At 71.4% G+C, this 13,498-nt stretch carries 15 protein-coding genes; 2 read left to right on the forward strand and 13 right to left on the reverse strand.

Annotation, left to right across the window (positions count from 1 at the left end; all coding sequences use genetic code 11):
* The coding region (locus CCN39_RS12680; protein WP_086841594.1) for an aminotransferase-like domain-containing protein at positions 1–925 on the reverse strand (925 nt) is incomplete at its 3' end.
* 46 nt (positions 926–971) lie between these two features.
* Between CCN39_RS12680 and CCN39_RS12685 the strand changes: the two genes are divergently transcribed.
* Entirely contained in the window at positions 972–1,433 is a 462-nt protein-coding gene (locus CCN39_RS12685) for a carboxymuconolactone decarboxylase family protein (protein WP_167455057.1), read from the forward strand.
* Entirely contained in the window at positions 1,430–2,167 is a 738-nt protein-coding gene (locus tag CCN39_RS12690; protein ID WP_086841598.1) for an isocitrate lyase/PEP mutase family protein, read from the forward strand. Before CCN39_RS12685 ends, CCN39_RS12690 begins: the two co-directional genes overlap by 4 nt.
* A 65-nt stretch (positions 2,168–2,232) precedes the next feature.
* Here the strand turns inward: CCN39_RS12690 and CCN39_RS12695 are convergent, their stop codons facing one another.
* The 12 genes from CCN39_RS12695 to CCN39_RS12750 form a co-directional block, all read right to left on the reverse strand.
* Positions 2,233–3,843 (reverse strand): monocarboxylic acid transporter, encoded by a 1,611-nt coding sequence (locus tag CCN39_RS12695; RefSeq protein ID WP_086841600.1) that lies wholly within the window; start codon positions 3,841–3,843, stop codon positions 2,233–2,235.
* A complete protein-coding gene (locus CCN39_RS12700; RefSeq protein WP_086841602.1) occupies positions 3,840–4,187 on the reverse strand; it encodes a DUF485 domain-containing protein in 348 nt (115 codons plus the stop codon). Before CCN39_RS12700 ends, CCN39_RS12695 begins: the two co-directional genes overlap by 4 nt.
* A gap of 70 nt (positions 4,188–4,257) precedes the next feature.
* Entirely contained in the window at positions 4,258–5,982 is a 1,725-nt protein-coding gene (locus CCN39_RS12705) for a sodium/solute symporter (RefSeq protein ID WP_086841604.1), read from the reverse strand.
* On the reverse strand, positions 5,982–6,329 hold the full coding sequence (locus CCN39_RS12710; protein ID WP_086841606.1) for a hypothetical protein: 348 nt from the start codon (positions 6,327–6,329) through the stop codon (positions 5,982–5,984). The genes CCN39_RS12705 and CCN39_RS12710 overlap by 1 nt, the downstream gene beginning before the upstream one ends.
* Positions 6,326–7,081 carry a LytR/AlgR family response regulator transcription factor gene (locus tag CCN39_RS12715; RefSeq protein WP_086841608.1) on the reverse strand — a complete coding sequence of 252 codons (756 nt, stop codon included), beginning with the start codon at positions 7,079–7,081 and terminating at the stop codon, positions 6,326–6,328. Before CCN39_RS12715 ends, CCN39_RS12710 begins: the two co-directional genes overlap by 4 nt.
* A complete protein-coding gene (locus tag CCN39_RS12720) occupies positions 7,078–8,124 on the reverse strand; it encodes a sensor histidine kinase (RefSeq protein WP_086841610.1) in 1,047 nt (348 codons plus the stop codon). The genes CCN39_RS12715 and CCN39_RS12720 overlap by 4 nt, the downstream gene beginning before the upstream one ends.
* A 48-nt stretch (positions 8,125–8,172) precedes the next feature.
* The gene (locus tag CCN39_RS12725) at positions 8,173–8,868 is read right to left on the reverse strand and encodes a hypothetical protein (RefSeq protein ID WP_086841611.1); all 696 of its coding nucleotides are present in this window, start codon (positions 8,866–8,868) and stop codon (positions 8,173–8,175) included.
* A 205-nt stretch (positions 8,869–9,073) separates the two neighbouring features.
* A complete protein-coding gene (locus tag CCN39_RS12730; RefSeq protein WP_086841613.1) occupies positions 9,074–10,069 on the reverse strand; it encodes an ABC transporter substrate-binding protein in 996 nt (331 codons plus the stop codon).
* Positions 10,070–10,096: 27 nt separating this feature from the next.
* Positions 10,097–11,149: an ABC transporter permease gene (locus CCN39_RS12735; RefSeq protein ID WP_086841615.1), complete on the reverse strand. Its 1,053-nt coding sequence runs from the start codon at positions 11,147–11,149 to the stop codon at positions 10,097–10,099.
* Positions 11,146–11,910, reverse strand: a complete 765-nt coding sequence (locus CCN39_RS12740; RefSeq protein ID WP_086841617.1) for an ATP-binding cassette domain-containing protein — start codon at positions 11,908–11,910, stop codon at positions 11,146–11,148. Before CCN39_RS12740 ends, CCN39_RS12735 begins: the two co-directional genes overlap by 4 nt.
* Entirely contained in the window at positions 11,907–12,944 is a 1,038-nt protein-coding gene (locus CCN39_RS12745) for a class I mannose-6-phosphate isomerase (protein WP_086841619.1), read from the reverse strand. The genes CCN39_RS12740 and CCN39_RS12745 overlap by 4 nt, the downstream gene beginning before the upstream one ends.
* A partial coding sequence (locus CCN39_RS12750) for a substrate-binding domain-containing protein (RefSeq protein ID WP_143264025.1) occupies positions 12,941–13,498 on the reverse strand: 558 nt, incomplete at its 5' end. The genes CCN39_RS12745 and CCN39_RS12750, both read right to left, overlap by 4 nt.

The raw sequence follows: 13,498 nt of genomic DNA on the forward strand, positions 1-13,498 counted from the left end.
GGGCGAGCGTCTTGCTGGCCGTGCCCGCGTACACCACCCGCTCCGGCGCCAGCGCCTGCAGCGCCCCGACCTGCTGGCGGTCGAAGCGGAACTCGCCGTCGTAGTCGTCCTCCAGCACGAACGCCCCCGATTCGCTCGCCCAGCGGGCCAGCGCCGCCCGGCGCGGTGGGGCCAGGGTGACGCCGGTGGGGTACTGGTGGGCCGGCGTGACGACCACCGCCGGACTGTCCAAAGCGGACACGTCGAGGCCGTGGCCGTCGACGTCCACGCCGACGATCCGCGGGCCCTGGGCCGCCGCGATCGACCGGTACATGCCCAGCGAAGGGTTCTCGAACGCCATTTCGCCCGTCCCCAAAGAGAACAAAGCCCGGGACACCACCGCGATGGCGTGCGAAAACCCGTGGCACACCACGATCCGCGCCGGGTCGGCGACCACCCCGCGGGCCCGGGCCAGGTAGCCGGCGAGGGTGTCCCGCAGTTCCGGCGCGCCCAGCTCCGACTCGTAGCCGAACGCCGACGCCGGTGTCCGCAGCAGGGCCCGCCGGGTCGCGGTGAGCCACGCCTGCCGCGGGAACGCCGTCAGGTCCGGGCGGCCCGGCCGCAGGTCCCAGCGCGGTGCCGGGTCACGCGGGGCCTGCCGCGGCGCGGACTGGGGCAGCGACCCCGCCGTCGCCACCCGGGTCGGCGCGCCCTGGGCCGTGCGCAGGTAGCCCTCGGCGGCGAGGTCGGCGTACACGCGGGTGACCGTGCCGCGGGCGATGCCCAGGTCGTGGGCCAGCGCGCGGGTCGACGGCACCGCCGCGCCCGCCTGCCACCGGCCGTCCCGGATGGCCGCGCGGATCGCCGCCGCGAGCCCGGTGCGGCCGGACGAGGGCTGCCAGCCGAGGTGGACGTCGAGCCCGGAACTGGACCACGAATCCGTCATGTGACTGGACCATACCCGTGGACCAGTTCGCACTAGCGTGGACGGCATGAGCAAGCGAATCGGACTCGGGGGCGCTCCCGAGCTCTACCAGGCGATGGCGAACCTGCAGGCCGAGGTGAACAAGGCCGGTGCCAACGCGGGGCTCGACCCCAAGCTGCTGGAACTGGTGAAGACCCGCGCGTCGCAGATCAACGGCTGCGCGTACTGCCTCGACATGCACTCCCGCGACGCGCTCGAGCTGGGCGAGTCGCCGCGGCGGCTGTTCGTGCTCGACGGCTGGCGCGAAACCGACCTGTTCACCGAGCAGGAGCAGGCCGCCCTCGCCCTCACCGAAGCGATGACCAAGCTGTCCGCGACGCAGACCGTGCCCGACGACGTCTACGAGCAGGCCGTCAAGGTGTTCACGGAGGACCAGTACAAGGCGGTGGCGTGGGAGATCATCGCCATCAACAGCTGGAACCGGATGACCATCACCAGCCACACGCCGCTGCCGAAGCGGGACGCGTGAGCGCCGCCGCGCTCCGGGCGCTGCACGTCCCCGGCAAGCCGCTGGTCCTGCCGAACGTCTGGGACGCCGACACCGCGAAGCTCGTCGAGGCCGCCGGGTTCCCCGCCATCGCGACCAGCTCGGTCGCCGTGGCGGCCGCGCTCGGGTTCGCCGACGGCGAGCAGGCGCCCGCGGCCGAGATGTTCGCCGCCGCCGCGCGGATCGCGAAGGCGGTCGGTGTCCCGGTCACCGTCGACGCCGAGTCGGGCTACGGCCTGTCCGGCGCCGAACTGGCCGGACGGCTGCTCGACGCCGGCGCGGTCGGCTGCAACTTCGAGGACACCGACCACGCGACCGGCGACGTCCGGCCGGCCGGCGAGCAGGCGGCCCGGATCGCCGCCCTGCGCGAGGCGGCGGGCGACGGCCTGGTGATCAACGCCCGCGTCGACTCCTTCCGCGGCGTGGATCCGAAGGAAGCGCTCGAAGCGGGCGTCGCCCGGGCGAAGGCCTACCTCGAAGCGGGTGCCGACTGCGTCTACCCGATCCACCTGAAGGCGCCGGAGCTGATCGCGGAGTTCGTGCGGGAAACCGGCGGTGCGGTCAACGTGACCGCGTGGCCGGGCAGCCCGGGCCTGGAAAGCCTCGCCGATCTGGGGGTGGCGAGGATTTCGCTGGGCGGCGGGCTCTGGCAGTACCTGCGGAAGCAGTTCGAGGCGGCCGTGAACGGTGTCGCGCAGGGCAAGCTGCCGTACTGAAATGGCCGAAGGCCGCCGCGAGGGGATCGGGAACACCCTCGCGACGGCCTTCGGGGTCGGTGGAGCTAGTGGACGACCGCCTTCTCGGCGCCCGCGCCGGTGAGGGAGCGGACCTCCATCTCGGCGTACTTCTTCTCGTCGTGCTCCTTGGACAGGACCGTGCCCAGCCAGCCCAGGATGAACGCGGCCGGAATCGAGACGATGCCGGGGTTGCTCAGGGGGAACCAGGCGAAGTCCGCGTTCTTGAACATCGACGTGCTCTTGCCGGAAACGGCGGGCGAGAACACGATCAGCACGATCGTGATGGCCAGGCCGCCGTAGATCGACCACAGCGCGCCCTGGGTGTTGAACCGCTTCCAGAACAGCGAGTAGAGGATCGTCGGCAGGTTCGCCGACGCCGCGACGGCGAAGGCCAGCGCGACCAGGAACGCGACGTTCTGCCCGTTGGCCAGGATGCCGCCGCCGATGGCCAGGATGCCGATCACCACCGCGGTGATCCGGGCGACCTTGACCTCCGAGTCCGGCGACGTCTTGCCCCGCTTGACGACGTTCGCGTAGACGTCGTGGGCGAAGGACGCCGACGCCGTGATCGTCAGGCCGGCGACCACCGCGAGGATCGTCGCGAAGGCGATCGCGGAGATCAGGCCCAGCAGCACCGGCCCGCCCAGTTCGAGCGCGAGCAGCGGGGCCGCGGAGTTGACGCCGCCCGGCGCCTTCTTGATCGTGTCCGGCCCGACCAGCGCACCGGCGCCGTAGCCGAGCACCAGCGTGAACAGGTAGAACACGCCGATCAGGACGATCGCCCAGACCACCGAGCGGCGTGCGTCGCGCGCCGTCGGCACCGTGTAGAAGCGCATCAGGACGTGCGGCAGGCCCGCCGTCCCCAGCACCAGTGCGATGCCGAGGGACAGGAAGTCCAGCTTGGACGTGCCGGTGGCGCCGTACTGCTTGCCCGGGCCGAGCAGCGTCTCCCCGGCCTTGCCCGCCTTGTCGACGGCGGCCTGCAGCAGGCTGGAGAAGTTGAAGCCGTACTTGCCGAGCACCCACAGGGTGATCACGAGCGCGCCGACGATCAGCAGCGCGGCCTTGATGATCTGCACCCAGGTGGTGCCCTTCATGCCGCCGATCAGCACGTAGGCGATCATGATGACGCCGACCACGGCGATCACCAGTGCCTGCGCGCCACCGCCTTCGACGCCGAGCAGCAGGGCCACGAGCCCGCCCGCGCCCGCCATCTGCGCGAGCAGGTAGAAGAACGACACGGCCAGCGTCGACGTCGCGGCCGCGGCCCGTACCGGACGCTGCTTCATCCGGAACGCGAGGACGTCGCCCATCGTGAACTTGCCGGTGTTGCGCAGCAGTTCCGCGACCAGCAGCAGCGCGACGAGCCACGCCACCAGGAAGCCGATCGAGTAGAGGAAGCCGTCGTAGCCGTTGATCGCGATCGCGCCGGCGATGCCGAGGAACGACGCGGCCGACAGGTAGTCACCCGAGATCGCGATGCCGTTCTGCGGGCCGGTGAACGCGCGGCCGGCGGCGTAGTAGTCCGACGCCGTCTTGGTGTTGCGGCTGGCCCGGAACACGATCACCAGGGTGATGACCACGAACAGGGCGAAGATGCCGATGTTGAGGAGCGGGTTGCTGCCCTCGACGCTCGCGGCAAGTGTCGCGGTCATGCCTGCTCCTTCTCGATGTCCTCGCGGATCTTCTCGGCGACCGGGTCCAGCTTCCGGTTCGCGTACCGGACGTAGAGGCCGGTGATCACGAACGTCGAGACGAACTGCAGCAGGCCGAAGATCAGGCCGACGTTGATGTTGCCGAACACCTTGGTGCTCATGAAGCCGTGCGCGTAGTCCGCGAGGAGCACGTACAGCAGGTACCAGAGGAGGAACACCGCCGTCATCGGGAAGACGAACCGGCGCAGGCGGCTGCGCAGTTCGCGGAACTCGGTGCTCTCGTGTGCCCGTTCCCAGATCGTCTCTGAGGTCTCCGGGGGCCCGCCGGTGTCCGTCGTGCTCATCGCTGCTCCCTGCGACGCTGCGGAAAGTGACGTGCGACACCGTAGGGACGTGTGAGTCCTGAGTGAAGGTTCAACGGTTCAACAGCCGCGCCAGACGACGAACGGTTGACGAACGGTCGCGCGGTCCTGACGAACGGGGTTCGTCCAGGTGCAGACGGAGCATCGCCGCCGTCGACCAGGTGGGCGGCCTGCCCCGCAGCGAGACCAGCGCCATTACGCCGAATGCCAAGGGTACCGACCAGGGTGCCGGTTGCTGCACCAGGATCGCCACCCAGCCGCGCAGCGGCGGCCCGGCGAGGGCGAACAGGATCGAGCCGGACGACGCCACCAGCCCGGTCAGCACGCCCGCGATCCCGCCGGTCGCGGTCAGCCGCGGCCACCAGATGCCGAGCACGAGCAGCGGGCAGAACGTCGACGCGGCCACCGTGAAACCCCACGTGACCAGCACACCGGCGTCGAGTTCGGCCGAGCGCAGCGCCAGCAGCACCATGACCCCGGCGACGCCGAACACCGCGATCCGCAGCCGCCGCAGCCCGCCGGGGACGAGGTCGTGCGCGAGCGCGCCGGACATCACCAGCAGCAGGCCGAGCGACGTCGCCAGGAACGCGGCGAACGCCCCCGCGGTGAGCAGCGCCGTGAACAGCCCGCCGGCCCAGCCACTGTCCACTTGGGACGGCAGCGCGACGACCACGGTGTCGGTCGCGCCCGAGAGGTACAGCCCGGGGACGAGGACCCGGCCGAGCACGCCGTAGACACCGGGGAAGAGGTAGAAGACGCCGAGCAGCGCGACGGTGATCGCCGCGGTGCGGCGCGCGGCACGGCCGTCCGGGCTGGTGTGGAAGCGCATCAGGACGTGCGGCAGGCCCATCGTGCCGAGCATGGTCGCGATGAGCACGGCCCAGGTGCCGAGCAGCGGGTGGCCCTGGTCGCCGAGGTCGAGCAGCGGGCGCTGCCAGTCGGGGCCGCCGAGGGCGGCGCCGCCGCGGACCGCGGGGACGGCCGCGCCGGTGCCGAACACGACCTCGTCCTGGCTGTGCGCGGTGAACTCGCCCGGCGGCAGGGTCTCGACGACGCCGTTGCGCCGCACCGGAGTCGGTTCGCGGATCTCCATGGTGACGTCGACCTCGAACCGCACCGGCGTCTCGCGGGCGAAGTGGGTGAACTCGACGGGGTTGAGCGCGTCGGTCCGGTTGACCGCGCCGGCCTGCAGCACCAGCCAGATCGCCGGGATGAGGAACAGCACCAGCTTCAGGACGAACTGGAACGCCTGCACGTACGTCGCCGCGCGCATGCCGCCCAGCGCCAGGGTGACGCTGACCGCGGCGCCGGCCAGCACCACGCCGACCCAGTACTGCGTGCCGCCGACCGCGGCGAGCACCAGGCCGGCGGTGCGGAACTGCGGGACGACGTAGATCGTGCCGATCACCAGGATGACCACCGCGGCCAGGCGGCGCAGCGCGGGGGAGTTGAGCCGGGCTTCGGCGAAGTCGGGGACGGTGAGGGCGCCCGACCGCCGCATCGGCGCGGCGACGAGCACGAGCATCGCGATGTACCCGGCGGTGAAACCGACCGGGTACCACAGGGCCCCGATGCCGTCCTTGACGACGAGCCCGGCGATGCCGAGGAACGACGCCGCCGAGAGGTACTCGCCCGAGACGGCGGCCGAGTTCACCAGCGGCGAGATGCGCCGGGACGCGACGAGGAAGTCCGACGTCGTGCGCATGGCGGCGACCCCGCGGACGCCGATCAGCAGCGTCACGAGCACGACCGGCGCGACAGCGAGCGCGACGCCCACTACTCGTCCTCGATGCGTTCGGCGCGGCGCAGTTGCCAGCGGGCCAGCAGCGCCATCGCGGGGTAGGGGAGGACCGCGAGCATCAGCCAGGACAGCGGAATCCCCAGCAGCCGCACGGTGTCGAGGCCCGGGAAGATCGCGAACACGCCGGGGAGGCCGAGCAGCAGCGCGAACATGAGGACCAGCGCGGGAACGCCGCGGCGGCGCTGAGCGGTGTAGAGGGCGGTGGCGCGCTGGGTGTCGCCCGCGGGGAGCCGGGGCTGGCGCCAGCGTCCGCGCGACCGGCGGCGCGCGTGGGCGAGGCGCGTCTGCGGGCTGGTGACGGCGACCCGCCGGATCCTGCTCATCGCGGCTCGGACCCGAGCTGGCCGCGCTGAGCCGCTTCCAGCAGCCGGTCGCGCAGGTCCCGCGCGTGCCGGCGGCTCACCGGGACGTCGCCCGCCTCGGTGTGGGCCAGCAGCCCGCCCGCCGAGTCGCTGCGCAGCTCCAGCACCGCCCCCACGGCCAGCAGGAAGCCCCGGTGGACCCGGCTGAACCCGGTTCCTTCCCAGTACTCCTCGAGCCGCGAGATCGGCATCCGCACCAGGTGCACCCCGCCCCGCGTGTGCAGGCGGACGTAGTCGCCGTGGGCCTCCACGAACAGGACGTCGTCGCGGCGGACGTAGCGCGTCCGCCCGCCCGACTCGACGGGCAGTGCCGCCATCGCGTCCGGGGTCGGCCGGGACGCCGGGGTCGCCATCCGCAGCACCTTCGCCAGGGCCGCGGACAGCCGTTCGGTGCGGACCGGCTTGAGCAGGTAGTCGACCGCGCCGATGCCGTACGCCGCCACCGCGTGCCCGTCGTGCGCGGTGACGAACACGATCACCGGCGGCTCGCTCAGCTTCGCCAGCAGCGACGCGAGTTCGAGCCCGTCGAGGCCCGGCATCGAGATGTCGAGGAACACCGCGTCGAAGCGATCCGCCTGAAGCAGCTTCAACGCCTTCAGCGCGTCAGCCGCGCCGATGACTTCGCCGACTTCGGGGGCTTCGCGCAGCATGCGGCAGAGCTCGTCCAGCGCGGGCGGCAGGTCGTCGACCGCGAGCACGCGGAGCCCGGTCACGGCAGCACCCCCGGCTGGAACCGCGGCACCCGCACGATCACCCGGGTGCCGGCACCGACCTCGGTTTCGACGGTGAGGCCGTACCAGGCGCCGTAGACGTCCCGCAGCCGCCGGTCCACATTGGCCAGTCCGAGCCCGGCCGGGTCGTCCTCGCCGACGCGGCCGGCGAGGAGGTCCGCCGCCCGCTTCGGGTCCATGCCGACCCCGTCGTCCTCGACGAAGATCACGCAGTCGTTCCCTTCCGCCTGGCCGTGCACCTGGACCTGCCCGGTGCCCGACCGAGGCTCGATGCCGTGCCGGATCGCGTTCTCCACCAAGGGCTCCAGCACGAGGTACGGCACCGCGACGGCGAGGATCTCCGGCGCGACGCGCACCTGGACGCGCAGCCGTTCGCCGAGCACCGCCTTCTGCAGCGCCAGGTACGTCTCGATCGCCCGGAACTCCTCGGCGACGACGGTGTACTCGCCGTGGCGGGCCAGGCTGTAGCGGGTGTAGTCGGCGAAGTCGAGCATGAGGTCGCGGGCGCGGTCGGGGTCCGAGCGCACCAGCGACGCGATGACCGTCAGGGCGTTGTAGACGAAGTGCGGCGACATCTCCGCCCGCAGCGCGCGCAGTTCGGCCTGCGCCGCCTGTTCCGCCGACGCCTCGAGCCGCCCGCGCTCCAATGCCTGCACGACGAGGTCCGCGGCCTGGGCCGCGACCGCGTCCCGGACGTCCCCGACGACCAGCAGCGCCCCGGCCAGCTCGTCGCGGACGTGCAGCGGCAGCACCAGGACGTCCGGCGCCGAGCCGGGCTCTTCGCTGTGGAGCACGCTGTCGAGCACCGTCGCGACGACCGCGTCCGGGCCGGGCCGCCCCGACCACAGCAGGGAGCCGGACAGGTCGGTGAGGCCGAGCCCCGGGAAGCCGAAGAGCCGGCGCAGGCGGTGCGCGGCGCGGCGGGCCGGCATGCCGGCCAGGCCGTCGCGCAGGTCGTCGGTGATGCGGCGGGCGGCGGCGAGCACCGGCAGCGGGTCGGCGCGGGACGCCGGGCGCAGGTGCACGGTCGAGCCTCCCCTCGGCGGCGGTGTCCAGGGCAGTAGATCCTACGGCTACGGGGGCCCGTCCCGGTCGGCCAGCACCTGGGCGTGGCGGCGGAGGCGGCGCCAGGTCCGGTAGTGGTCGATCGACGTCACGGTGCCCAGCAGGCGGGCGTTCGCCGGGTACGGCCGGTCCGGCAGCGAAATCCACCCGGTCGTGCGCGTTTCCTTGACCGCCACCGGCACCGGCCGGAACGTCGTCGGGTCGAGGCCGTCGCTGTGCCGGACGACCTCGTCGAAGAACCACGCCGACGTGATCAAGGCCAGCACGCCGCGGGACCCTTTGAGCGCCTCCTTCAGCGGCTGCGCCGCCAGCAGCCGGAACGTCTGGTTGATCGCCGGTGCGGTGACGCCGTGGTCGTCGTAGGCGACCTCGCCCGCGTGCAGCGCCATCCGGAGCCGGATCCGGGCCCCGGGGTCGTGCGTGCGGTTGTGCCGGTGCAGCGCGACGGCGAGCGCGGCCGGCAGGAACTCGACGAAGAGCCCCTTGGGGATCTCCGGCGGGACGAGGACGAAGACGCCGTCGCCGCAGTCCTCGCGCCGGCAGGCCGCCCACGGCACGCCGGCGTCGTCGAACGCCCGGCAGAGCGCGCGGTACAGCCCTTCCCGCAACGCCAGCCGGTGTGGCGTGGTCCTGCGCTGGTCGCCGTAGCCCTCGACGTCCACGGCGAAGATCGTCCGGTGCAAAGCCGGGCGTTCGTACTTCATCGCACCCTCCCTGCGATCATGCATCTGGTAGTGCAGATGCATGTGCAGACGAGTGTGGCGCGGGACACCCGTCCGGGCAACCGGGGCGTGCGGTGAGCGGTTCCCCCACCGCGGTGACCGGCAGGCGCTGTTCACCGGCGGTGAACACGCTGGTCAAGGCCCTGCGAGCGGAGTGCGCACCGCTCGCAGGACCCTGACGGACGGCTCAGCAGCTCTGCTTGTAGAAGTACTGCGCATTGGCGTCCATGTCCGCCTTGGTGATCGAGTGCAGCTCCGCGGTGAGGGTCCGCGTCACCGGCTTGCCCTCGATGGCCGCGACCGCCTGCTGGACGCCCTGGGTGCCGATCGAAGCCGGGTCCTGGGCGATCAGGGCCTGGTACTGGCCGTTCTTGAGGCCTTCGACCTCGGACGGGCTCGCGTCGAAGCCGACCAGGTTGACCGCGCCGACCTTGCCCGCGTTGCGGAGACCGGTCGCCGCGCCTTCGCCGGTGTTGAGGTTGGTCGCGAACACGCCGATCAGGTCCGGGGTCGACGACAGGGCCGCCGTCACCTTGGCCGCGGCCTGCTCCGGCTCGTTCTGGGTGAACTGGATGCCGATCGACTTGAGGTTCGGCGAGTTCTTCAGCTCTTCTTCGAAGCCCTTGGCCCGCGCCGCGGTCGTGGACGTGCCCGCGATCGTGTCGAGCACCAGCACCGAGCCGCTCTTGCCGCCGGCCAGCTTGGCCATCGTCTGGGCCGCGAGCTTGCCGCCCGCGGCGTTGTCGGAGGAGATCGACGAGACGGCGACGCCGGTGTCCTTCAGCGCGGTGTCGACCTCGACGATCTTCGTGCCGCGCGCCTTCACCTGCTGGATCGGCGCCAGCATGGCGGTGTCGTCGGTCGGGGCGATGAGCAGCGCCGCAGGCGGGTTCGCGCCGAGCGCGTTGACCAGCTGGGTCTGCAGGGGAGCGTCGAACTTCTGCGGCGCCTGGGTGGTCAGCTCGTAGCCGAGCTTCTTCGCTTCGGCTTCGGCGCCGCACTGCAGCGAGATGTAGAACGGCTCGGCCTGCACGCCCGGGATCAGCGCGAGCTTCTTGCCGCCGACCGGCTGGGCCGAGTCGCCGGACCCGCTCTGCCCGACCGTGCCGGAACCGCACGCGGTGAGCAGGGCGGCGGCGGAGACCACGGCACCCATGGCGGTGAGAGTCCTGGTCAGATTCATAAGCACCTCTTTGTACTCGGGGGGAACTCAGCGGGAGTTGCGGCGACGGCGGCGGCGCTGGTCGAACCAGACCGCGGCGACCAGGACCCAGCTGACGATGAACATCTGCCAGAAGTCCTGGACGTGGATGATGTTGAAACCCTTGCGCAGCACGGCGGGGATGAAGACCCCGATCACCGTGCCCAGGATCGTGCCGACGCCGCCGAAGAGGCTCGTCCCGCCCATCACGACCGCGGCGATGGCGTTGAGGTTGTCGGTGGTGTGCCCGGAGATGGTGGTCGAGTTGTAGTAGGCCAGGGACAGGAACCCGGCGATCCCGGCCAGGAACCCGGTCAGCGTGTACACCTTCAGCAGGTGCCGGGTGACGCCGATGCCCGCGCGCCGGGCGCCCTCGGCGTTGGACCCGACCGCGAACGTGTACCGCCCGAACTTCGTCGTCCGCAGCAGCCACGCGCCGATCACGGTGATCACGATCGCCACGATCACCAGGTTGGGCACGATCCCGAAGGACGTGCCGTAGCCCAGGGTCTTGGTGAGTTCCGCCGGCACGGTGCGCAGGTCCGAGCCGCCGTTGAGCAGGTACGCGGTGGCCAGCGCGGCCCCCATCGTGCCGAGCGTGACGATCAGCGCCGGGATCTTCGCCACCGCGACGAGGACGCCGTTGATCACGCCCCAGACCGTGCCGGTGACCACGGCGACGACGAGCCCGACGAAGATGACGCCCCAGCCCGCCTTCGACGCGTCGCCGCCGGACATCGCCTCCATCACCTTGCCCGCGACCATGCCCGCGAGGATCAGCACCGAGCCGACCGAGAGGTCGATGCCCGAGGTGATGATCACGAACGTCATGCCCACCGACAGGATGAGCAGGACCGAGGACTCGATGAACAGCGTCTGGAAGGTGAACAGCGTCGGGAAGCTGTCCGGCGCGATCACGCTGAACAGGATGACCAGGGTCAGCAGGACCAGGCCGATCCAGAACGTGTTGGCCTCGATCAGGCGCTTGCCGAGCGGCCGCTTGCCGAAGCCCGCTTCGGGTGTCTCCTGGATGTCCTTCTGAGTGGGAGTGGACAAGCTCACGCCGCCTCCTCCTGCACGAGTGCGCCGGTCATCGCGGCGACGAGGTCTTCGAGCTTCGTGTCCGTCCCGGTGAACCGGGCGACGCGCTTGCCGAGCCGCAGCACTTCGACGCGGTCGGCGACCGACAGCACCTCGGGCATGTTGTGGCTGATCAGCACGACGGCGATGCCCTTGTCGCGCACCTTCTTGATGACGTCGAGCACGCGCTCGCGCTGCACGACACCCAGGGCGGCCGTCGGCTCGTCCATGAACACGACCTTCGACGCCCACACGACCGAGCGCGCCACGGCGACGCTCTGGCGCTGGCCACCGGACAGCGAGCCGATCGGGACGTCGGTGCTCTGCAGCGTCACGCCGAGGCGCTGGAACTCCTCGATCGCCTGGCGCCGCATCTCGTTCTTGTCGAGCATCCCGAGCTTGCCGAGGATGCCCTTGCGGTGGATCTCGCGGCCGAGGAACAGGTTGGCCGCCGGGTCGAGCTCGGGGGCGACGGCGAGGTCCTGGTAGACGGTCTCGATGCCCATCCGCCGCGCGGTGGTCGGCGAGTCGAGGTGGACTTCCGCGCCGTCCAGGAGGATCTTCCCCGACGTCGGCTGCTCCGCGCCGGAGAGGCACTTGACCAAGGTGGACTTGCCGGCGCCGTTGTCGCCGATCAGGGCCGTCACCTCGCCCGCACGCGCCTGGAACGACGCGCCGCGCAGAGCTTCGACCGACCCGTAGTGCTTGGTCAGGTCGACCGCGTCCAGGAGGATTTCGCTCATCCGTGCCTCTCTTCCGGCGCCGGCGGGCGGCAGCGGATCACCGTCGCCGTGCCGGACAGCTCGGTCTGGCCGGCGTCGAACGGGACGACGTAGGTGTCGCCCTTCGCCAGCGCGTGCTCGCCGCCGTGCTCGGTCCGCAGCGTGCCTTCGCCCTCGAGGACGACGAGGACCGCGAAGGACGGATCGAGTGACAACGTTGTCAACTCGTCGGTACGCAGCTGTTCGGCTCGGAAGAACCGCTCCGATCCGCCGGCCAGGAGGTCCACAGTGGACGAGCTGTCGGCCGCGGTGCGCTTGATGATCGTGTCCAGCCGGCCGGCGTCCCAGCCGGAGGTGTCCAGTGCCTCGATGGCGGTGTCGAAGCCGAGGCCGAGGTGCCCCTTCTCCGGTGTGGCGAGGAAGTCGCGCCACTCGATGGTGAGCGAGAAGTCCGTCGGCTGCTGGAGTTCGACGACGAACACGCCTTCGCCGATCGCGTGCGGCAGCCCGGCCGGGATGTAGACGGTGTCGCCGGGGGACACCGGGATGCTGTTCAGCGCGCCCAGCATCGACGGCACGTCCTGCTCCCGCGTCCACTCGGACACCGTCGCCTTCGACAGCGTCTCCTTGAAGCCGGGGTAGACGCGCGGGTCGTCGCCGTAGGTGCCGACCACGATCCACGCCTCGGTCTTGCCGAAGTGGGAGTCGAAGTGCCGCTTCGCGAACGTGTCGTCCGGGTGGAAGTGCACGGGCAGCCGCTGGCCCGCGTCGAGCAGCTTGACCAGCAGCCCGGTCGACGTCCCGAGCGCCTCGACGTGCTTCGCGCCGAGCCAGCCGTTCGCGTTCGCCTCGACGGCGTCACGCAGCCAGGCACCGTCCGGGAGCCGGGTGAGGCCGTTGGTGTCCTGGCCGAACATGGTGCTCACCGAGGCGACCCAGTCTTCCGGGCCGAACTTCTTGTCCGGCGGCGCGCCGCGCAGCGCCGCGATGGCGTCGCCGCCGCGGTAGAACTGCGGCGGCTGGTTGGCGGCGAGCCGGATCGGTTCGAGGGTCACGGGGCGACCTCACCGGAACCACGGGCGACGAGATGCACGGGCAGGACTACCTTTCTCGGCGGGGTCTGATCTCCTTGGACGCGGGCGAAGAGCAGCTCGGCCGCGGCGTGGCCCAGTGCGCTGACGTCGTGCGCGACCACGGTGACCGGCGGGTTCAGCAGGTCCGCCAGCTCGAAGTCGTCGAACCCGACCATCGCCGGGCGGCGCTCGGCGTGCGCGAGGGCGCGCAGGACGTGCACGGCGATCCGGTTGTTGCCCGCGATCACCGCCGTGGCCGCCTCCGGGCCGTCGAGCAGCCGCTTGACGGCGTTGCCGACCGAGTCCGGCGTCGGTGTCCCCATCGACACCAGCGACTCGTCGTAGGAGATCCCGTTGCGCACGCAGCCCTCGCGGAACCCGCGCAGGCGCTCGGCCGCGGTGAAGATGTCCGGGCTGTCGCCGAGGAACGCGATCCGCCGGTGCCCGTGCCGCGCCAGGTGCGTGACGGCTTCGATGGTGCCGCCGAGGTTGTCCACCAGCACGGTGTCGGCCACGATGTCGCCGGCCGGCCGGTC

It is taken from the genome of Amycolatopsis kentuckyensis (genome assembly GCF_002155975.1).
In the GTDB taxonomy this organism is placed as follows: Bacteria; Actinomycetota; Actinomycetes; order Mycobacteriales; family Pseudonocardiaceae; genus Amycolatopsis; species Amycolatopsis kentuckyensis.